18 protein-coding genes are annotated in these 19,629 nt (G+C 67.8%); 8 read left to right on the top strand and 10 right to left on the bottom strand.

The features are described 5' to 3' along the window. Positions 1-14 precede the first annotated feature (14 nt). Entirely contained in the window at positions 15-1,025 is a 1,011-nt protein-coding gene (locus J2848_RS31800; protein ID WP_149234728.1) for an ABC transporter substrate-binding protein, read from the bottom strand. A 328-nt stretch (positions 1,026-1,353) separates the two neighbouring features. Here J2848_RS31800 and J2848_RS31795 point away from each other — a divergent pair, with 328 nt between their 5' ends. Then, entirely contained in the window at positions 1,354-2,220 is an 867-nt protein-coding gene (locus tag J2848_RS31795; RefSeq protein ID WP_211103315.1) for a 3-hydroxybutyryl-CoA dehydrogenase, read from the top strand. Positions 2,221-2,239: 19 nt separating this feature from the next. Here the strand turns inward: J2848_RS31795 and J2848_RS31790 are convergent, their stop codons facing one another. The 7 genes from J2848_RS31790 to J2848_RS31760 are packed head-to-tail and all read right to left on the bottom strand — an operon-like array spanning position 2,240 to position 10,153. After that, positions 2,240-3,316, bottom strand: a complete 1,077-nt coding sequence (locus J2848_RS31790) for a CgeB family protein (protein WP_149234727.1) — start codon at positions 3,314-3,316, stop codon at positions 2,240-2,242. Then, the gene (locus tag J2848_RS31785) at positions 3,313-4,407 is read right to left on the bottom strand and encodes a CgeB family protein (protein WP_149234726.1); all 1,095 of its coding nucleotides are present in this window, start codon (positions 4,405-4,407) and stop codon (positions 3,313-3,315) included. The genes J2848_RS31790 and J2848_RS31785 overlap by 4 nt, the downstream gene beginning before the upstream one ends. Beyond that, positions 4,404-5,528, bottom strand: coding sequence for a CgeB family protein (locus J2848_RS31780; RefSeq protein ID WP_149234725.1), 1,125 nt, complete (start codon positions 5,526-5,528; stop codon positions 4,404-4,406). The genes J2848_RS31785 and J2848_RS31780 overlap by 4 nt, the downstream gene beginning before the upstream one ends. Then, on the bottom strand, positions 5,525-6,676 hold the full coding sequence (locus J2848_RS31775; protein ID WP_149234724.1) for a glycosyltransferase family 4 protein: 1,152 nt from the start codon (positions 6,674-6,676) through the stop codon (positions 5,525-5,527). The genes J2848_RS31780 and J2848_RS31775 overlap by 4 nt, the downstream gene beginning before the upstream one ends. Continuing rightward, on the bottom strand, positions 6,661-7,965 hold the full coding sequence (locus J2848_RS31770) for a TIGR04295 family B12-binding domain-containing radical SAM protein (RefSeq protein ID WP_149234723.1): 1,305 nt from the start codon (positions 7,963-7,965) through the stop codon (positions 6,661-6,663). The genes J2848_RS31775 and J2848_RS31770 overlap by 16 nt, the downstream gene beginning before the upstream one ends. Further along, positions 7,965-9,044, bottom strand: a complete 1,080-nt coding sequence (locus J2848_RS31765; protein ID WP_149234722.1) for an SDR family NAD(P)-dependent oxidoreductase — start codon at positions 9,042-9,044, stop codon at positions 7,965-7,967. Before J2848_RS31765 ends, J2848_RS31770 begins: the two co-directional genes overlap by 1 nt. Beyond that, a complete protein-coding gene (locus J2848_RS31760) occupies positions 9,041-10,153 on the bottom strand; it encodes an NAD-dependent epimerase/dehydratase family protein (RefSeq protein WP_211103314.1) in 1,113 nt (370 codons plus the stop codon). The genes J2848_RS31765 and J2848_RS31760 overlap by 4 nt, the downstream gene beginning before the upstream one ends. Before the next feature lie 442 nt (positions 10,154-10,595). Between J2848_RS31760 and J2848_RS31755 the strand changes: the two genes are divergently transcribed. The 6 genes from J2848_RS31755 to J2848_RS31730 all read left to right on the top strand — a co-directional run bounded on the left by J2848_RS31755 (position 10,596) and on the right by J2848_RS31730 (position 16,574). Further along, entirely contained in the window at positions 10,596-11,585 is a 990-nt protein-coding gene (locus J2848_RS31755; RefSeq protein ID WP_246194355.1) for an inositol-3-phosphate synthase, read from the top strand. An 8-nt stretch (positions 11,586-11,593) separates the two neighbouring features. Beyond that, positions 11,594-12,202 carry a histidine phosphatase family protein gene (locus tag J2848_RS31750; RefSeq protein WP_149234719.1) on the top strand — a complete coding sequence of 203 codons (609 nt, stop codon included), beginning with the start codon at positions 11,594-11,596 and terminating at the stop codon, positions 12,200-12,202. Further along, a complete protein-coding gene (locus J2848_RS31745) occupies positions 12,199-12,984 on the top strand; it encodes a TIGR04290 family methyltransferase (protein ID WP_149234718.1) in 786 nt (261 codons plus the stop codon). Before J2848_RS31750 ends, J2848_RS31745 begins: the two co-directional genes overlap by 4 nt. Continuing rightward, positions 12,981-13,910: a beta-xylosidase gene (locus J2848_RS31740; protein WP_149234717.1), complete on the top strand. Its 930-nt coding sequence runs from the start codon at positions 12,981-12,983 to the stop codon at positions 13,908-13,910. Before J2848_RS31745 ends, J2848_RS31740 begins: the two co-directional genes overlap by 4 nt. Before the next feature lie 100 nt (positions 13,911-14,010). Further along, on the top strand, positions 14,011-15,414 hold the full coding sequence (locus J2848_RS31735; protein ID WP_149234716.1) for an alginate export family protein: 1,404 nt from the start codon (positions 14,011-14,013) through the stop codon (positions 15,412-15,414). Between the two features lie 83 nt (positions 15,415-15,497). Beyond that, positions 15,498-16,574, top strand: coding sequence for a potassium channel family protein (locus J2848_RS31730; RefSeq protein WP_149234715.1), 1,077 nt, complete (start codon positions 15,498-15,500; stop codon positions 16,572-16,574). A 16-nt stretch (positions 16,575-16,590) separates the two neighbouring features. Here J2848_RS31730 and J2848_RS31725 read toward each other — a convergent pair whose 3' ends face one another. Beyond that, the gene (locus J2848_RS31725; protein ID WP_149234714.1) at positions 16,591-17,670 is read right to left on the bottom strand and encodes a saccharopine dehydrogenase family protein; all 1,080 of its coding nucleotides are present in this window, start codon (positions 17,668-17,670) and stop codon (positions 16,591-16,593) included. Positions 17,671-17,912: 242 nt separating this feature from the next. Between J2848_RS31725 and J2848_RS31720 the strand changes: the two genes are divergently transcribed. Continuing rightward, the gene (locus tag J2848_RS31720; RefSeq protein WP_149234713.1) at positions 17,913-18,680 is read left to right on the top strand and encodes a C40 family peptidase; all 768 of its coding nucleotides are present in this window, start codon (positions 17,913-17,915) and stop codon (positions 18,678-18,680) included. Here J2848_RS31720 and cobA read toward each other — a convergent pair. Then, the gene (gene cobA / locus J2848_RS31715) at positions 18,597-19,370 is read right to left on the bottom strand and encodes a uroporphyrinogen-III C-methyltransferase (RefSeq protein ID WP_149234712.1); all 774 of its coding nucleotides are present in this window, start codon (positions 19,368-19,370) and stop codon (positions 18,597-18,599) included. The two genes, J2848_RS31720 and cobA, sit on opposite strands and share 84 nt — an antisense overlap. Positions 19,371-19,629: the final 259 nt, after the last annotated feature.

Below are 19,629 nucleotides of genomic sequence, written 5' to 3'. Positions count from 1 at the left end.
CCGCTGGGTTTGGCTCAGTTCGCCTTCACGGTGCCGGCAGCGGCATCATTCGCGGCAGCCTTGGTGGCCTTGGCCTTTTCCAGCAGGTCCAGCTTCACCCAGTCGGCGGCCTTCGGCGGGTTGTCCATGCGGCCGACGCCGAACTTCTGCATCATGTCGGTCGTGATCTGCACATGCTCGATCGAGATGTCGTAGCTGTAGGGCGAGTTGCCGATCGCGTCCTTGAAGTCCTGGCTGGTGATCTGGCCCTTGAACATCTGTTCGCGGACATACTTCTCGGCCAGATCGGGGTTGGCGATGAAGGTCGCCGTCGCCTCGACGAAGCAGCGGACCAGACGCTGGGCGACGTCGGGCTTCTTCTTGTAGAAATCCTCGGTGACGACCAGCGAGCGAACCGGCTCGCCCAGCTCGGTGTCGTAGGGCTTCACCACCTCGACACCGAAGCCCTTGTTGATGGCTTGGCTCGACTGCGGTTCGGATTGCGACATGGCATCGATGCTGCCGGCCAGCAGGGCCTGATTCATGTCGGCGTAGGCCATGTAGACGATCTGCACGTCCTTGCCCGGACGGTCGGACCAGCTCAGCCCGTGCTTCGCCAGTTCGGCCAGCAGGATCAGTTCCTGGGCGCCGCCGCGCGGGGTGGCGACCTTCTTGCCCTTCAGGTCGGCGACGCTCTTGATGCCGGCATCCGGCTTGGCGACGATGCGGGCGCCACCCTTGGCGAAGCCGGCCACCGCATAGATCGGTACACCCGACGCCCGGCCGGCGATGGCGGCGTCCACCGCGCTGGCGGCGACGTCGATCTCGCCCGCCACGATGGCCGGCAGGATGTCGATGCCCTTGGGGAAGACCCGCTCCTCGATCTTCAGGTCGTACTTGCCGGCGATCTCCTTCATGTAGGAAACCGCCCCGTAATGGGCGAATTTCAGATTGCCGAGTCGGACCAGATCGGCGGCCGAGGCGGCCTGGGTGACGAGTGCGGCGGCGGCGAAGGCGCTGGCGGCAAGCAGGCTCTTCCGGATCATCTGTTCTCTCCCCTGGGGCTTGATCCGCGACCCGTCGCCGCGGTTGGCCCTGAGGAGAGCAAGGGACGTGCCATAATCAGTTTGCCGCGCAAACAATTGAAAAACCTGGACCCGGCCGTTTTCCCCCTCTCGATCATCGGCGGAAATCCGCCGATGGCTTTGCACGGTTCAGCGGAAATCCGCCGACGCAAGGGCTGCGGCAGGTCGCCGCGCCAAGCGAAAGCCGCTCCTGCCGCATACGACAAGTCATCGCAGCGCAACGAAAATGCGTGTAGAAGATGCTGCATCTGCGAACCAACGCACGCGCTCAACGATAGGGACAAGAAACATGGCCGAGAGCATGGGGATCGAAACGATCGGCGTCATCGGCGCCGGACAGATGGGCAACGGCATCGCCCAGGTCTGCGCCGTCGCCGGCCTGACGGTGGTGATGACCGACATTTCAGAGGAAGCGGTGCAGCGCGGCCTGTCGACCATCGCCGGCAGCCTCGACCGGCTGGTCAAGAAGGAGAAGATGACCGCCGCCGACCGCGAAGCGGCCCTGGCGCGCATCACCGCCACCACCGACAAGTCGAAGCTCGCCACCTGCGATCTGGTGATCGAGGCTGCGACCGAGAACGAGGATCTGAAGGTCAAGATCCTGAAGGATCTCTGCGCGACCCTGAAGCCGGAGGCGCTGGTCGCCACCAACACCTCGTCGATCTCCATCACCAAGCTGGCGACGGCGACCGACCGTCCGGACCGCTTCATCGGCCTGCACTTCTTCAACCCGGTGCCGCTGATGGCGCTCCTGGAGATCATCCGCGGCATCCAGACCAGCGACGACACCCACGCCAAGGCGATGGCGTTTGCCAAGCGCGTCGGCAAGTCGCCGATCACCGCCAAGAACAGCCCCGGCTTCGCCGTCAACCGCATCCTCTGCCCGATGATCAACGAGGCGATCTTCGCGCTGCAGGAAGGCATCGCCACGGCCGAGGACATCGACGCCGGCATGAAGGCCGGCTGCAACCACCCGATCGGCCCGTTGGCGCTCGCCGACCTGATCGGTCTCGACACCATGCTGTCGGTGATGGAGGTCTTCTATGAAGGCTTCAACGATCCGAAGTACCGCCCGGCCCCGCTGCTGAAGGAGATGGTCGATGCCGGCTATCTCGGCCGCAAGACCGGCCGCGGTTTCTACGACTACAGCAAGTAAATGCCGGAGGGTGGGGGCGTCATGCCCCCACCCTGACCTTTCCGCGCTCCATCGCCGCGACCAGTTCGTGCTCCAGCGTCCCGGCCCGGTGCGCCGCCGTGTGCGCGGCCAGAATCCGCCGCCGCGCCTGCTCGCCGATCTCGCCCTCCGCCGCGGGGCGGCGCAGCACCTCCAGCACCTCGTCAGCGCTTTCCGCCAGGATGATCTCGCGACCGGGCTCCAGCAGCGTGTCGATGCCATCCCAGATGTCGGAGAGGATCGGCGTGGCGCAGGCTGCCGCCTCGAACAGGCGGACGCTGGGGCTGTAGCCGGCGCGGATCATGTCCTCGCGCGTCACGTTCAGGGTGAAACGGCTCGCCGCGTAGAAGGCGGGGTGGTCGGCCGGCGGCACATGGTGCAGCCGCTCCACATTCGCCGGCCAGACGATGTCGTCCGGATATTGCGGCCCGGCGACGACGAAGCGCAGCTCCGGCGCCCGGCGGGCCGGTTCCAGCAGCAGGCGGTCCAGCGTCGGCTGCCGGTCGATGCTGTAGGTGCCGAGATAGCTGAGGTCCCAGCGCTTGGGCACCGGCAGCGGCGCATAGGCCTCCGCATCCACCGAGCAATAGAGCGCCCTTGCGGCCGGCGAGCCGTACCGCTCCATCAGCCGGTCGAGCGTCGGCCCGCCGGTGAAGGAGAAATACACGTCGTAGCCGGGGATGACCTCCGGCGCCAGATACTCGTAATCGCCGCGCTCCAGCTTCGCCAGCGTCACCGGCGTGTCGATGTCGTAGAAGGCGACGACGCCCCGCGCCGTCTCCTGCGCCCAGTACCCGACCGCGACCCCTTCCGGCACGTAGGATCCGACCAGCACCGCATCCGCACCGGCGACGGCGGCGGTGAAGCGCTTCAGATCCTGCAAGTCGCTGTAGAAGGCCAGTTCGCACCAACCCGGATTCGGCAGGTCGCGGTGGTTCGCGTACCAGGGGACATCCCGCTCCAGGAACAGGATCTCGTGCCCGCGCGCGGCGAAGGATTTCAGCAGCGCGCGGAAGGTGGTGGCATGCCCGTTGCCCCAGGAGGAGGACAGGCTCAGGCCCAGGACGACCAGCTTCATGCGGCACTCCGTTCCCGGCGGGCGGCCAGCGCACCGCGCAACAGCTGGTCCACCTCGACAGCCCGGCGGGCATAGGTGTGGCCGGCCAGGATGCGGCGGCGCGCCGCCTCGCCGATGGCGCGGGAACGTTCCGGCGTCAGGGCGCGCAGATGCTCGGTCACGTCCTGCCCGTCGCGGGCGACCAGCACCTCCTCGTCCGGGGCCAGGAACAGTTCCACCCCCTCCCAGGCGTCGGTGATCAGGCAGGCGCCGGCGCCGGCCGCCTCGAACACGCGGGTGGCGGGGGAGAAGCCGACCTCCGCCATGCTGTCGCGGGCGATGTTCAGCACCGCCTTGGCCGAGGTGTTGAAGGCGTTGTGGTCGGCGGTGCCGACATGGCCGATGTGGGTGACGTTGCCCGGCAGGCCCTTGGTCTCCCAGCCGCTGCCGCCGATGATGTAACGGCCGTCCGGGTTACGCGCCGCCGGCTCCAGGAAGAAGCGTTCCACCCGCGCCTCGCGGTCCGGCAGCCGGTTGCCGAGGAAGTTCAGGTCGGCCCGGAAGCGGTCCTGCGGCGGCACCGGATGGTGGGTCGCCGGGTCCAGCGCGTTGTAGACCGGACGGCAGACCGGCGCCCCCATCGCCTCATAGGCCGACACCACCGGCGGCCCGCCGCCATAGGTCAGCACGAAGTCCAGCTCCGGCAGGCGGCGGCGCAGCACATGGTCGGGCGCCTGCCGCAGCTCCGCCAGCGTCGCCGGAGCGTCAACATCCCAATAGATGCGCAGCGCCCGCGGATCGGCGGCATCCATCACGCCGTCCAGCAGTTCGTCGTCGAAAACGCCGACGCCATTCGCCTTCACCACCACATCGGCCTTCACCGCCTCGCCGATCACCGCACGGCAGGCCTCGGGCGTGGCGTCATAGACGACGACCCTGGCATAGTCCGGCGGCTCGATGTCGCGGTGCTTCTGGCGGTCGAAGGCGTCCGGCTCGTAGAAGGTGATGTCCCAGCCATGCCCGGCCAGTTCGCTCAGCATGCCGCGGTAATAGGTGGCGGCGCCGTTCCAGTAGGAGGACAGCAGGCTGGACCCGTAAAAGGCCATCTTCATCGGGCGGACTCCTCAAGGACCGGTTCTTTTTCATGGCCGCGCAGGCCGCCGACGATGGACAGCAGCTCATCGACGCGGTGGGCGCAGGTGTGGCGGGCGCGGATCGTCTCCAGCCCGTTGGCGACCAGTTCGGCGCGCAGCCCCTCGTCCTGGTCAATGGCGCGCAGATGGTGGGCCATCTCCGCGCCGTTGCGGGCGAACAGGAAGTCGCGGCCGGAGCGGAACAGCCCCTCCACATCGCTCCACGGCGCGCTGACCAGCGGGATGCCGCAGGCCAGCGCCTCGAACACGCGGATGGTCGGGATGCCCGGCAGCCTGTCGACATAGAAGCGGCGCGGCACATGGACGGTGACGCGGTGACGGGCGAAGATCTCCGGCGCCCGCGCGTTCGGCAGCCAGCCCCGGTAGGCGACGCCATAGCGCGTCAGCGTCGCCAAAGCCTCGGCCGGATAGCGCACGCCGTAGATCTCCAGCGGCAGCCCGGCGTCCCTGGCCGGCGCGAACAGGAAACGCTCAAGTTCCTCCGTCCGCTCGCCGTCGCCCCAATTGCCGATCCACACCGCACCCGTGCGCGGCTTTTCCTCGGCCGGCGGATGGAACAGCCGGATGTCGGCCGCCTCGTGCCAGACGAAGACGCGACCTTCCCAGCCCCAGCGGCGATAGACCGCCGCCAGCGCCTCGCCGAAGGCCAGCACGCCGTCATAGCCGGACAGGTCGAAGGCGTTGATCGCCTCAGGCTCGCTGACCGCGCGGTGGTGGGTGTCGTGGAACAGCAGGGTGAAGCGCCCGCCCCGCCTGCGCGCCTGCCCCATCGCCGCCACCAGCGCCGGATCGTTCCATTCATGGACGATCACCAGATCGGCGCCGTCGCAAACCGCCTCCACGTCAAAGCCCTTGGGCATCACCCGCGACGACAGCTCCGGATAGGCGCTGCGATAGGCATCCAGCCCGGCCTCGCCATGGTCGGCCAGCAGGTTTTGCAGGCTCCAGGCGCCCTCGGGTTCCAGCACCTGCACGTCATGGCCGCGGGCGATCAGGTCGCGCAGCACCCCACGCAGGAAATGGGCGTTGCCATGGTTCCAGCAGGAAGAGAGCGAATGGGTGAAATAGACGATCCTCACGCGATCACCTCCGAACGCACCGGGTGCGTCACCGACCAATAGACGTCGAGCATCCCGGCGGTGAGCCGGTCCATGTCATAGCGGGCGGAACGGCGGCGGGCGGTGGTGCCGAGCCGCCGGGCCTCCAGCGGATCGTCGAGCAGCCGGCGCAGGGTCGCGGCCAGCGCACCGGCATCGCCCGGATCGGCGAAGATGGCGGCGCCGTCCCATAACTCGCGGAAGCTGGCGATGTCCGACAGCACCAGGGCACAGCCGGCCTGCGCCGCCTCCAGCACCGTCAGCCCGAACGGCTCGTACAAGGGCAACGAGGCGAAGACCGGCGCCCGCGCCATCCAGTCCGCAACCGACGTACCGTCCAGCCGTCCGAGCGCCCGCGCATGGGCCAAGCCGACGCGGTGACCGGTCGGGCTTTCCAGCGGCCCGGCGGCGAACACCGGCACGTCCAGCAGCTTCGCCGCCGCGTCCAGCAGTTCAACGTTCTTGCCGGAATCCCACAGCCGCCCGGCGGTGAAGACGAAGCGCTCCCGTCCCATCGCCACCCGGCGCGGCCCCATCTTGTGAGCATAGCGGCCATTGCGCACCACCACCGGTGGCGCCACTCCATAGAGATCGGCAGTGGTATCGGCGAAGGCGGCGCTTGGCGCCACCAGCACGTCGCAGGCCTGATAGCCCCGGCGCAGCAGCTCGGTCCGCCAGCGGAAATCCTCCGGCATCTCGCCGCCGCGCACCGCCGCCCACCAGCTCGCCATGCAGGAATGGCAGACGCCGACGACCGACATGGTAAAGCCGGCATCAGCGGCCAGGGCCGGACTGTTCAGATGGACGACGTCCGGGCCGAGCCTTGCGGCCAGATCGCCGAGCGCCTCGGCCGTGCGGCGCACCGCCGCCTCGTCCGGAGCGGTCCAGTCGAGCGGCAGACCGGTGTCGATCAGTTCCAGCCCGTCCACCGCGACGGCGGCGGCGACCTGATCGGGGTGGGGCGACGGACCCAGCACCGCCAGCGTCACCCGCGTCCCCTGCCCCGCCAGTTCGCGGGCCAGATCCAGCGCATAGGTCCACACCCCGCCGACGCTGTCGGCCGTCATCAGCACATAGGGTGGTTCTGCGGGCGGCGGTTTCTTCTGGGCACTCGTCAGCGGCAGGAGCATGCCGCCTCCAGTTCCGTCAGCGGCAAGGGCTCGTCCTCCTGGATGTCGCTCAAGCGTTCGAACTGGCCGAGATAATGCTCGTGCGCCCGCTCCCACGCCCGGTCGTCCGGCTCGCCCCACAGGCGGCGGTAGTCGGGCGAGGCCGGATAGGGGTAGAGCGGCACCGGATCGTTGGCCCACACCCCGGCGGCCAGCAGCTTCTCCCGCCACGCCTTCACCAGATTGGCATCGTCGCCGGTCCTGGCGATCAGGTTGGCCTGGACGAAGGGCACGCTGCGCCGGGCATGGATCAGCCGGCCGGCCAGATCGTCGGTGCTCATCCGGCATTTCTTGTCGAGCGAGGCGCGGCCTTCCTCGGTCAGGCTTTCCACCCCCGCCTCGATCGACACGCAGCCGGCCGCCCCCAGCAGGTCGAGCATCTCCGGCTTCCACAAATCGATGCGCGTCTGCACGCCGAACTCGACCGGCCGCTCCACCAGCGCTTCCAGCAGGTCGCGCCTGGGCAGGAAGATCTCGTCGATGAAGTAGACATAGCGCACGCCAGCGGCGATCAGCCCGTCGATCTCCTCCAGGATGAGGACAGTGTCGCGCCGCCGGTACTGGTCGCGGAAGTCGATCTTGGCGCAGAAGCTGCAATTGTAAGGGCAGCCACGCGACGCCTCCACCTCCGCCCCCGGCCCGACCGGTTCGGTGCCATAGCGGTGGTGGTGGTGCGGATGGCGGTGCAGCCACTCCACCGGCCAGGACAGCGCCGGCAGGTCGGTGAAGCGCGCGGCATGCGGCCCGCCCGTCAGCACCAGATCGCCGTCCCGGCGGAAGGCCAGCGCCGGTATATCGTCCAGCGCCGTGCCTTCCTCCAATATGGCCGCCAGCTTGGCGACGATCTCCTCGCACTCGCCGCGCACCACCAGATCGACGCCGAGCTTGCTCAAGGTCGGCACCGGGGTGGTGGAGCCGTGCGGCCCGACCGCGACGGTCCGCCCGCCGCGGCCGGCCAGAGCCGCCAGGAACTCCTTCGGGACCCGCAGTTCCGGCTGGGCGCAGCGCCAGAACAGGTAGGTCGGCGCCGTGGTCAGCACGGTCATATCGGCGGCGAAGGCGGCGACCCGCTCCGCCATCTCCGCGTTCGACAGGCCATCGAGCGCGCCGTCCAGCAGCAGCACCTGATGCCCGGCCTGCTCCAGCAGCGCCTTGCTGTATCCCAGTTCCAGCGGCAGATGCGCTTCGCGGCATCCGAAATAGATGCTGTGGTCGAAGCTCCAGGCCGGGTTGACCAGCGCAACCCTCATCAGGCGGCCTCCACCGAAGGGGCGGCAGTGGTCACACCGCTCTTCTCCGCCCGCAGCCATTCGGCCAGCAGCGCCACGCCGCGCTTCCAGTCGGTCGGCTCGGGCAAGCCCAATGCCTGACGCGCCGCGCGGGTGTCCGACACGTAATAGCGCTGGTCGCCGGCCCGCCAGTCGCCGTAACTGACCTCCACCTTGCGGCCCATCAGATATTCGATGTGCGCGATCAGCTGGCGCAGGCTGATGGCGTTCGCCGCTCCGCCGCCGAGGTTGAGGGCGCGGCCCTTCACCTGCTCGATCCGCTCCCAGGCGGAGACATAGGCCTGCACCGTATCGGCGGCGAACAGCACGTCGCGCACCTGCCGGCCGTCGCCATAGATGGTGATCGGCTCGCCGTTCAGCGCGCGGATCAGGAAATGGGCGACCCAGCCCTGATCCTCCGTCCCCATCTGGCGCGGGCCATAGATGCAGCTCATCCGCAGCACGGCGGTCGGCAGGTCGAAGCTGCGGGCGTAATCCAGCACATACTGGTCCGCCGCCCCCTTGGAACAGCCATAGGGGGTGTGGAAGTCGAGCGGCCGGACCTCCGACACGCCATGGGCGCGGATCGCCGGATCGACCGGCGCGTAGGCGTCGCCCACCAGTTCCAGCTCCACGTCGGCGAGGTCGCCATAGACCTTGTTGGTGCTGGCGAAGATCACCGGCGTGCGCCGGCCCTGACGGTGGTTGTGATGGCGCACCGCCTCCAGCAGGGACAGGGTGCCGCGGATGTTCACCTCGAAATCGTCGATGGGATCGACCATGCTGGTGGTGACCGCGACCTGGGCGGCCAGATGAAACACCGCCTTGGCGTCCTTCGCCACATCGGCCAGCGCCTGTTCGTCGCGCAGGTCGGCGGTGACGGCGCTGATGCGCGACGGGTGGCGGGCCTGCAGCCAGCGCAGGTTCCGCTCCACCCCCGGACGGCGCAGCGCGTCATAGATCAGCACGTCATGCCCGTCCGACGCCAGCCGGTCGGCAAGGTTCGATCCGATGAAGCCGGCACCGCCGGTGATGAGGACAGGGTTTTTGGAGCCGCTCATGCCACCAGACCCCGCTCTTCCAGTTCGCGGCGAGCCTCGGCGACGCGATCCTGCGCCTCCTGCCGGGCGACCCACTCGGCCAGCTCGGCCAGCCCCTCCGAGAAATCCTCCTGCCGGTCATAGCCCAGCACGGCGCGGGCCTTGGTCAGGTCGGGGATGTTGTGGCGGATGTCGCCGGCCCGCGCCTTGCCGGTGATCTCCGGCGTCAGGTCGGCACGGCCCATCGAGGCGGCCTGCATCAACGCCACCTCCTCCACCGTCCGCTCCTCGCCGGAACCGATGTTGAACACCTCGCCGTTGGCGGCCGGGTTGTCCAGCGCCAGCAGGAAGGCGCGGGCGACGTCGCGGACATGAACGAAGTCGCGGCGCTGCTGCCCATCCTCGAAGATCATCGGGCGCTGGCCGTTGGCGATGCGCGAAGCGAAGATCGCCAGCACGCCGGTGTAGGGATTGGACAGCGCCTGTCCCGGCCCATAGGCGTTCCACAGGCGAAGGGCCGAGCCCTCCATCCCATATTGCGCGGTCAGCGTCAGCGTCAGCCGTTCCTGCACATATTTGCCGATGGCGTAGACCGACTTCAGCGCCGGACGCTTGCTTTCCGGTGTGCGCACCGGCACCAGCGGCCGGCCCTGCCGGTCGAGCGGGTCCCAGCTGCCATCGGGATTGCGGGCGCCGCGGACGACATCCTCCATCAGCGTGCCGTCGGCGCTGCGGTACAGCCCCTCGCCATAGATGCTCATGGACGACGCGACGACGACCCGGCGCACCGGCTTGTCGATCAGGCGCTGGAACAGCACGGCGGTGCCGTAATCATTCACCGAGGTGTAGCGGTCGACCGCATACATGCTCTGGCCGACGCCGACCTCCGCGGCGAGGTGGATCACCGAATCGACCCCCTCCAGCGCGCGGGCGACCATGGCATCGTCGCGCACATCGCCGACCAGCAACTCAACATCGGCATCCAGTTCGTCGGGACGCTGCCGCGTCGGGTGCACCTGCTCGATCAGGCTGTCCAGAACCCGGACGCGGTCGCCGCGGGCAAGCAGGGCCTTGGCGACATGGCGGCCGATGAAGCCGGCGCCACCGGTGACGAGAACGGTCTCTCCCACAAGTCCCTCCGAGAAGTTTGAAGATTTTTGACGTTGACGTGCGGAAGACATGCGGCAGCGCCGTCGCGGCCGTCCAAGACCGCAAGCTGTCCACCCGTCTCCGCAAGCTGCCCAGAGCACCCCGTGTGGTTTTGTTTCTGAATCGAATCACAACCCAATAGAACGGTTACGATAGCTACACTGTCGACACTAACACCGCCATTGAAAATTTCGCACCTTGCCCAAAAGGTAAGTACCTTAAGACAGATCTTCCGGTGAATCGGTTTCAGGATTACAAATATAATGGTTTCACCAATTGACGCGCATTTAAGGATGGGAGATCTCGGTGACTGGGAAAAAGCTCCGGGTAGCGATCGCTGGCGTCGGAAATTGCGCATCATCTTTCGTACAAGGGATATGCTATTACGCCGGTGCTAAAGCCAATGAGCCGCCTCCGGGGCTTATGACGGTCGATCTCGGCGGTTATCACGTTGGAGACATCGAGATCTCCGCAGCCTTCGATGTTGCTGCGTCGAAAGTGGGTTCCGACGTTGCCGACGCCATTTTCGCGCCACCGAACAACACCTTCCGCTTCGCCAAGCCGCCGCGCTTCGGCGTGCCGGTGGAGCGCGGCCCGACCCTGGACGGCATCGGCAAATACCTTTCCGGCGACATCGCCGAATCGGAACGGCGGCCGGTGGATGTGGCGGAAACCCTGCGCCGCACCGGCACCGACATCCTGGTGTCCTACCTGCCGGTCGGCTCGCAGCAGGCCACCGAATTCTACGCCGAACAGGCGCTGGAGGCCGGCTGCGCCTTCGTCAACTGCATCCCGGTCTTCATCGCCTCCAACCCGGTCTGGGCGCGGCGCTTCGCCGAACGCGGGCTGCCGATCATCGGCGACGACATCAAGAGCCAGGTCGGCGCCACCATCGTCCATCGCATGCTGGCCAACCTGTTCCGCGAGCGCGGCGTGCGGCTGGACCGCACCTATCAGCTGAATTTCGGCGGCAACACCGATTTCAAGAACATGCTGGAGCGCGAACGGCTGGAATCGAAGAAGATCTCCAAGACCCAGGCGGTCACCAGCCAACTCGACGTGCCGCTCGACCCGGATGACGTGCATGTCGGTCCCAGCGACCATGTGCCGTGGCTGACCGACCGCAAATGGGCGCATATCCGGCTGGAAGGCACCACCTTCGGCGGCGTGCCGCTGAATGTGGAGCTGAAGCTGGAGGTCTGGGACAGCCCCAACTCAGCCGGCATCGTCATCGATGCGGTGCGCTGCGCCAAGCTGGCGCTCGACCGCGGCATCGCCGGCCCGCTGGTCGGCCCGTCCAGCTACTTCATGAAGTCGCCGCCGGAGCAGTTCACCGACCACGAGGCACGGGAACGCACGCTGCGCTTCATCGCCGGGGAGCCTCTCGGGACAAAGCCATCCCGCCTGATGTGAGCGGCGGCATGGAAACCATCTTCATCCTGGTGCGCCACGGCTCGCACGACCGGCTGGGCTCGGTCCTGTGCGGCCGCATGGCCGGCGTGAGGCTGAGTGCCCAGGGCCGGGCGGAGGCCGATGCGCTGGCCGACCGCCTGTCGTCACAGCGCCTGATCGCCGTGCTGTCCAGCCCGCTGGAGCGCGCCATCGAAACCGCCACTCCCATCGCGGAGCGGCAAGGCCTTCCCCTGACCATCGAGCCGGCGCTGAACGAACTCGACCTCGGCGCCTGGAGCGGCAGGCGGTTCGAGGAGCTGCACGGCGACCCCGCCTGGGACCTGTGGAACCGGGCGCGCAGCCATGGCCGCCCCACTCCCGGGGAAACCCCCGGCGAATCGATGGCGGAGGCGCAGACCCGGATCGCAGCATTGCTCGACCGGCTGCGCCGCGCCCATCCCGGCGGCAGGCTGGCCCTGGTCAGCCACGGCGACATCATCAAGGCGGCGCTGGCCCATGCCATGGGCCTGCCGCTGGACTTCCATGGACGATTCGAAATCAGCCCGGCTTCCCGCAGCGTCATCATCGCCGGCGATTGGGGGCTGAAGGTTCACAGCATCAACGAGGGTGCGGCATGACGAGCCTGACGGCCGACCAGATCCGCGAACGCGTCGCAGAACTCGGCGACTGGTTCCACAACATCGACCTCAACGGCGTGCGCACGGCGCCCGATCATTTCCTCAACGACTACCCGAACGTGAAGTGGAAGCGGTTCGAGCATGCGGTGCCGAAGGATCTGACCGGCCGCACCGTCCTCGACATCGGCTGCAACGGCGGCTTCTACTCGATCGAGATGAAGCGCCGCGGCGCCGACCGGGTGGTCGCCATCGACTTCGACGACCGCTATCTGGCCCAGGCGAAATTCGCCGCCGAGGTGACCGGCCAGGAGATCGAGTTCCACAGGATGTCGGTCTATGACGTCGCCGCGCTGGCTGAGAGCTTCGACGTCGTGCTGTTCATGGGCGTGCTCTACCACCTGCGCCACCCGCTGCTGGCGCTCGACCTGATCCATGACCATGTCGCCAGGGATCTGATGATCTTCCAGTCGATGCAGCGCGGCTCGGCCGAGGTGGCGCCGGTGCGCAGCGACTACGACTTCTTCGAGCAGGACCATTTCGACGATCCCGGCTATCCGAAGCTGCATTTCATCGAACACGAATACGCCCGCGACTGGACCAACTGGTGGGCGCCGAATGCCGCCTGCGCCGAGGCGATGCTGCGCAGCGCCGGCTTCGCCATCACCGAGCATCCGGAACGCGAGGTCTATGTCTGCCGCCGGGTCGACCGACCGACCGAGGCGGGGGCCGTCTATCCCGCACAGCCAAAAGAAGATGCCGTGAAGAAAGGGACCGAGGGATGATCGAAGCCGCCAAGATCTGGAACGAGCCCAACAACAAGTCGCACTGGGATCCCAACCTCGACCCCGAATGGGACCTGTTCGCCCGCATGACCATCCTGGCCGGACAGGCGATCCGGGCGGAGAATTCCACCGTCACCCGCGTGCTGGGCGGCATGTCCCCCATCGATCCGTCCTTCGTCCGCCGGCTCGACGAGCGCGGCGTGCTGGAGGAGGTCGACGTGGTGGCGGTCCACGGCTTCCCGCTCGACTGGAATCTGTGGCAGATCCACGAGTGGCCGAACAAGATCGACGAGATCCGCGCGGTCACGGACAAGCCGATCTGGGTGACCGAGGCCGGCGTCTCCTCCTTCGGGGCCGAGGAGGTGCAGGCCTGGGGCGTCAAGCGCACCGCCGAACTGCTGATCGGCAAGGTGCCGCGCATCCACTGGTACAGCCTGTACGACCTGCCCAGCCATTGGGAGGCCACCACCCGCCACAAGGAGGCGGAGGGATCGTCCTACTACCGCCACTTCCACATGGGGCTGCTACGCGCCGACGGCACGCCGAAACCGGCGGTGGAGGCCTTCGCCCCCTATGCCGGGCAGATGGGCATCTGTCAGTGGTTCCATTACGAGGACCACCGGCTGGACGAGGCGGTGGCATGGCTGAAGCGGCTCGGCGTCCGCCACCTGCGCACCGGCCTGTCCTGGGCCGACAGCTTCCGTCCCAACGCGCTGGACTGGTTCGACCGCCAGATGGAGGCGCTGGCCGATTTCGAGGTGACCGTCACCTTCTGCTTCACCCCCGAACACCGCGGCGTCGAACCCCACCACACCAGCCCGCCCCAGGTGGCCGAGGAGTTCGCCGGGTTCTGTGCGGCGATGATCCGCCGCTACGGCACCACGCGGACGGCCGACACGGCGGCGGCGATGGCGGCGGTGGGGTAAAGCGCGCGCAGAACCGGCAAAAGCGGTTCGGAACGAGCAATCACGCCGACGGGCATCTCCCTAGGATCGGTGCAGCCCAGCGCCCTTACGGAGATGCCCCATGACGGTCCGCCTTCGCACGGCAGCGGTCGCCCTGTTGCTGTGGATCGGCCCTGCTCATGCGGCCCAATCGGCGAATCCGCCGCCGCTGACCAACACCCGCTTCGACGAGGATTACCGCTACCTGCTCTCGCCCGAGGCGCGGTCCGGCGCCTATTGGGAGCGGTTCAAGGCCATTCCGGTCACCTCGGACGGCTTCGCCTCGCTCTCCACCGGGCTGGAACTGCGCCTGCGCGGCGAGGCCGTCCGCAACAGCGGCTGGGGCCAGGACGAACCGCGCAACGACGCCTATGGCCTGTGGCGTGCCCTGCCCTACGCCGACCTGCGCGTCGGCCAGGGCCTGCGCCTGTTCGGCCAGTTGATCATGGCCGACGCGGTGGGCAAGCTGGACCCGCTGGCTCCGCCCGATTCCGACCGCATCGACCTGATGCAGGGCTTCGCCGACCTCAATGCTCCGCTGGGCGAGGCCCAGGGTACGCTGCGCGTCGGTCGCCAGATGCTGGCCTACGGCTCGGAACGGCTGATCTCCATCCGCTACGGCGCCAACGTGCCGCGCTCCTTCGACGCGGTGAAGGGCATCGTCACCGCCGGACCCTGGCGCATCGACGCCTTCTATGGCCGGCCGATCCAGCCGACGCCGGATCTGTTCGACGACGGCCGCGATGCCAGGCGCACCGCCTGGGCGCTCTACGCCACGCGGCCGGTCGATTTTGGCTGGGGAGGCAGCGCCGGGCTGGACACCTATTACATCGGCTACCGCAACCGCCGCGCCAGCTTCGACTCCGGCAGGGCAAACGAACTGCGCCACACCGTCGGCCTGCGCAGCTTCGGCAAGGCCGCCGGCTGGGACTGGAACTGGGAGGCGATGGGCCAGTTCGGCCGCTTTGGCAGCGGGTCCATCCGGGCATGGTCGCTCGCCACCGACAGCGGCTACCGCTTCACCACGCTCCCCTTGCAACCGCGCCTGGGCCTGAAGGCCAACATCGCCAGCGGCGACGGCAACCTGCGCGACGACCGGCTGGAGACCTTCAACCCGCTGTTCCCGCGCGCCAAGTATTTCGGCGAACTGACACCCATCGGTCCCTTCAACCTGATGAACCTGCATCCGTCGCTCGACCTTGCCTTGTCCGACGAGTTCAGCCTCTCCGCCTCCGCCATCGCCTTCTGGCGCGAGAGCCTGGACGACGGCGTCTATGACCTGACCGGCGGCCTGCTGCGCTCCGGTGCCGGATCACGGGCGCGCTATGTCGGCACACAGGGCGAACTGGTGCTGTCCTACAGCTCCGGCCGGTCCTTCGAAGGGCTGATCTCGTATTCGCTGTTTCAGCCGGGCTCTTTCCTCAAGGACAGCGGTCCGGCCAAGACCATCCATTTCGCCGGCATGGAGGCGGTCTTCAAATTTTAAAAGCGCAAGCCTTGCGGCCGGAACGCGGTCCCGCGTGTTCAGACAATCGGGGCATCTAGCGAGCCCGAACGGACGGATGGCGGATGCGGGAAACGGCGGAGCGGAGACTTCAGGACAGGCGGCGGGCGAAGCCTTCCCTGCGCAAGGGAAGGCTGCTCCATGTCCGCTCCGGCCTGTCGGCGGAAAAGACGCTGCTGCTGCGCGTCGGCATCGTCGCCGCCCTGATCGCACTGGTCATCGCGGTGTTCTGGTTCGACCGCGTCGGGCTGAAGGACCAGATCGACGGCCACATCAGCTTTCCCGACATCCTCTATTTCGCCATGATCACGGTGACCACCGTCGGCTATGGCGACATCGTGCCGGTCAGCCACACCGCCCGCCTGATCGACGCCTTCGCCGTCACGCCAATCCGCATCTTCATCTGGTTCATCTTTCTCGGCACCGCCTATGAGCTGGTGGTGCAGAGGATCGTGGAGGAATTCCGGTTGAGCCGCATTCAGAAGCAGTTGCAAGGCCATATCGTGCTGTGCGGCTTCGGGCACAGCGGGTTCATCGCCGCACAGGAGATGGTCTCGAAAGGCCATCCCGCCGACCACATCGTCGTCATCGACGAGTCCGAGGACCGCATCCAGCTGGCCGCCGATGCCGGCTTTATCGGCCTGCTCGGCGACGGCACCAGCGAGGAGACGCTGACCCAGGCCTGCGTCGGCCGGGCAAAGGCGGTGATCGTCAGCACCGGGCGCGACGACACCACCATCCTGGTGATCCTGACCGTGCGCCACCTGTCCGCCGCCACCAAGATCGTGGCGAACATCAAACAGGAGGAGAACATCAAGCTCGCCAACCTCAGCGGCGCCGATCTGGTGGTGTCGCCGCCGAAGATCGGCGGCTATCTGATGGCCGACGCGGTGGAGACGCGCCACGCCACCCCCTTCCTGTGCGACCTGATGTCGGCCGGCGGCCAGATGGTGCTGAACGAACGGCGGGCGGAACCGGACGAGGTCGGTCAGACCATGGCGGAGGTCAGCGCCGGCATGGTCGTCCAGGTCCACAGCCACGGCCGCGACATCCCCTTCACCGAACGCAACCGCTACATCATCCAGCCGCAGGATACGCTGCTGATCATCAGCCCGCCGGCCCACGGGGGCCAATCCCGATAGGATCGGCCCCATACGCTCACCCCTTGTAATGCCGGCCGAAGCGGTTGTTCAGGAAGGCGTCCAGCGGCACCTGCTCCTGACGGATGAAGCCCGCCTGCGGGATGGAGCCCTCGCGCAGCAGATCCAGCACGGCGCAGATGCCGGCGGCGGTGGTGACCTGGATGGCGCTCCAGCTGCGGCCGGCGATCGGCTTGCTGTAGATCTTGGTGGCGAAGGTCTCCTGCCGCAGTTCGCCGTCCTGCATGCCGGTGGCGGTCGCCAGCACCAGCACCACGTCCTGCAGCGTCAGCGGCACCGCGGTCTCCAGCACGTCCTTCAGCAGGTGGCGGCGCTCGCCCAGCCGCAGGTCGCGGATCAGCAGGCGGACGATGTCGCGGTGGCCGGGATAGCGCACGGTCTTGTAGTCGAGGTTCCGCACCTTGCCGGCCAGCGTCTCGCACAGCGAACCCAGCCCGCCCGAAGTGTTGAAGGCCTCGTAATCGACGCCGTCCAGCGCGAAGCGCTCGTCGCCCTCCAGCGGCATCACCTCGTGCGGGCGGCCGTCGACGATGGCCTCGCACGGGTTGCAATATTCGTTGATCAGCCCGTCGGTGCTCCAGGTCAGATTGTATTTCAGGGCGTTGGTCGGATATTGCGGCAGGGCGCCGACCCTGAGATGCAGGTTGTGCAGCTCGTCGAAGCGGCGGGCGAGGTCATGGCCGACGATGGAGATGAAGCCCGGCGCCAGACCGCATTGCGGGATCAGCGCGGTGTCGGCGGTCTCCGCCAGCATCTTCACCTTGCGGGTGGCGGCGACATCCTCGGTCAGGTCCAGGTAATGGGCGCCGGCCGCGACGGCGGCGGTGGCGATGGCCGGCGTCAGGGTGAAGGGGCAGGCGCTCAAGACCGCATGCTGGCCCGCCATGGCGGCGCGCAGCGAATCCCGATCCTCGACATCGACGCGCATCACCCGCAGCCCGGCATGTTCGGCGCGGTACAGCAGCGCCTCGTCCCGGTCACCGATGGTGACGGCGAAATCGCCGGTCTGCGACAGCAGCGTGCCGATCATCGACCCGATCTTGCCGGCACCCAGAACCAGAACCTTCATCGTTGCCATCTCTCCCGCTCCTCTGTTCTCAGCCGTGTCCCATGTTGGCGAGCCGCGCTGACGATTTGGCCCGCACACAGAAAATGTCGGCGGATGCGGCCGGGCAGAACCGGGCAATGCGCCGGTCACGCTTGAGATTTCCGGCGAAATGACGGAAAGACCGTCAAAATGACGGATGCGCTTTATCCCTCGCGTCACATCGGCACCGGCGCTAAGGTCGCAGCCGGTTTTCCCAATTCCGGCCCGCCACCATGACCATCCGCCAACTGACCGCCCCGCACGCCGTCCTGCTGGAGGAGCCGAAGAACGGCGTTCCCCAGACCAGCGAGATGATCCGCGGCGAACGCTTCCGCATTCTGGAGGAGCGCGATGGCTGGCTGCGGGCGGAGAATGGCTTCGACGGCCATGTCGGCTGGCTGCCCCCCGGCACCCCGCATCTGGAGCCTGTCACCCCCACCCACCGCGTGCGGGCCTTGCGCGCCGACCTGCACCCCGGACCGACGCACCGGGCGCCGCCAGTGGCAACGCTCAGCTTCGGGGCGCTGGTGACGCTGGACGGTCGGGCCGAAAACGGCTGGGTCGGCACCGACGACGGGCTTTGGCTGTTCGCGGGCTGGCTGGAGCCGGTGGACGCCGCCCCCGCGCGCGACCACATCGCCACCGCCCTGCGCTTCCTGGAGACGCCCTATGTCTGGGGCGGGCGCAGCAGCTTCGGCATCGACTGTTCCGGACTGGTGCTGACCGCCATGGCGGCGGCCGGCGTCGTCTCCCACCACAGCAGCGGCATGCAGCGCAAGGACGAACGGCTGGGGACGTGGCTGTCCGAGGACGGTCAGGATGTCGCCTATGAGCGCGGCGACATCGTCTTCTTCCCCGGCCATGTCGGTCTGATGGTGGACGGGACGAACCTGCTGCACGCCACCGTCTTCACCATGTCAGTCGTGATCGAACCCTTGAGCGAAGTCGCCAAGCGCGCGGAGATCAACGGCGTCCGCCGTCCCGATTTGGCGCGGGCGTAGCGCTTCCCCCACCAGCAGCAGGGTCGGCCCCTTGCCGGCGGCCACCCCCTGCTCGGCCATCTCGCCGAGCGTCGTCCAATAGCGGCGCTCGTCGGGCCGGCAGCCATTCTCCACCGCCAGCACCGGTGTGTCGGCCGGCAGCCCGGCCCCGGTCAGTCCCTGCCCGACCGCGCGGGCCTGCTCGCGGCCCATATAGATCGCCAGCGTGCCCTGCGGATCGGCCAGCCGCGCCCAGTCGGGCTCGAACCGCTCGCCGTCGCGGCCATGGGCGGTGACGAAGGTGACGGCGCGCGATACCCCGCGTTTGGTCAGCGACAGCCCGGTGGAGGCTGCACAACCGAGTGCCGCGGTAATCCCCGGCACCACCCGCACCGGAATGCCGAGGCTGTCGAGATGCTCGATCTCCTCGCCGGCGCGGCCGAACACCATCGGGTCGCCGCCCTTCAGCCGCACCACCCGCTTGCCGCGCCGGGCATGAAAGGCGATCAGCGCGTTGATTTCCCCCTGCGGCAGGGAATGCCGGCCGGAGCGCTTGCCGACACAGATTCGCTCGGCTTTCGGGTGGGCGAGGTCGAGGATGCCGTCACCGACCAACGCGTCGTAGAGCACGACTTCGGCGGCGGCGAGCGCCTTCACCGCCGCGACGGTGAGCAGGTCGGGGTCGCCGGGGCCGGCGCCGACGAGGGTCACTTGCCCGCACCTGTCTTCGCCCTTTGTGCGCCTCGGTATGCACGCACCTCGCCGAGCGGACCGAGTTCCCCTCTCCCCCGCGGGGAGAGGGTTAGGGTGAGGGGGTCGCGCGGCGGCCCTTTCCAAAAAATCCAGTATGTGCATCCCCCTCACCCCGACCCTCTCCCCGCTTTCAGCGGACCTATGGTCCGCCTGTCGCGTCAGCGCAAACTTCGTTTGCGCGTGAGCGGGAGGGAGAGGGAGAAGGGACGAGACACCA

It is taken from the genome of Azospirillum lipoferum (assembly GCF_024170005.1).
In the GTDB taxonomy this organism is placed as follows: Bacteria; Pseudomonadota; Alphaproteobacteria; order Azospirillales; family Azospirillaceae; genus Azospirillum; species Azospirillum lipoferum.
The sequence above is the reverse complement of the archived record's forward strand: the minus strand, read 5'-3'. Positions and strand labels throughout refer to the sequence as shown.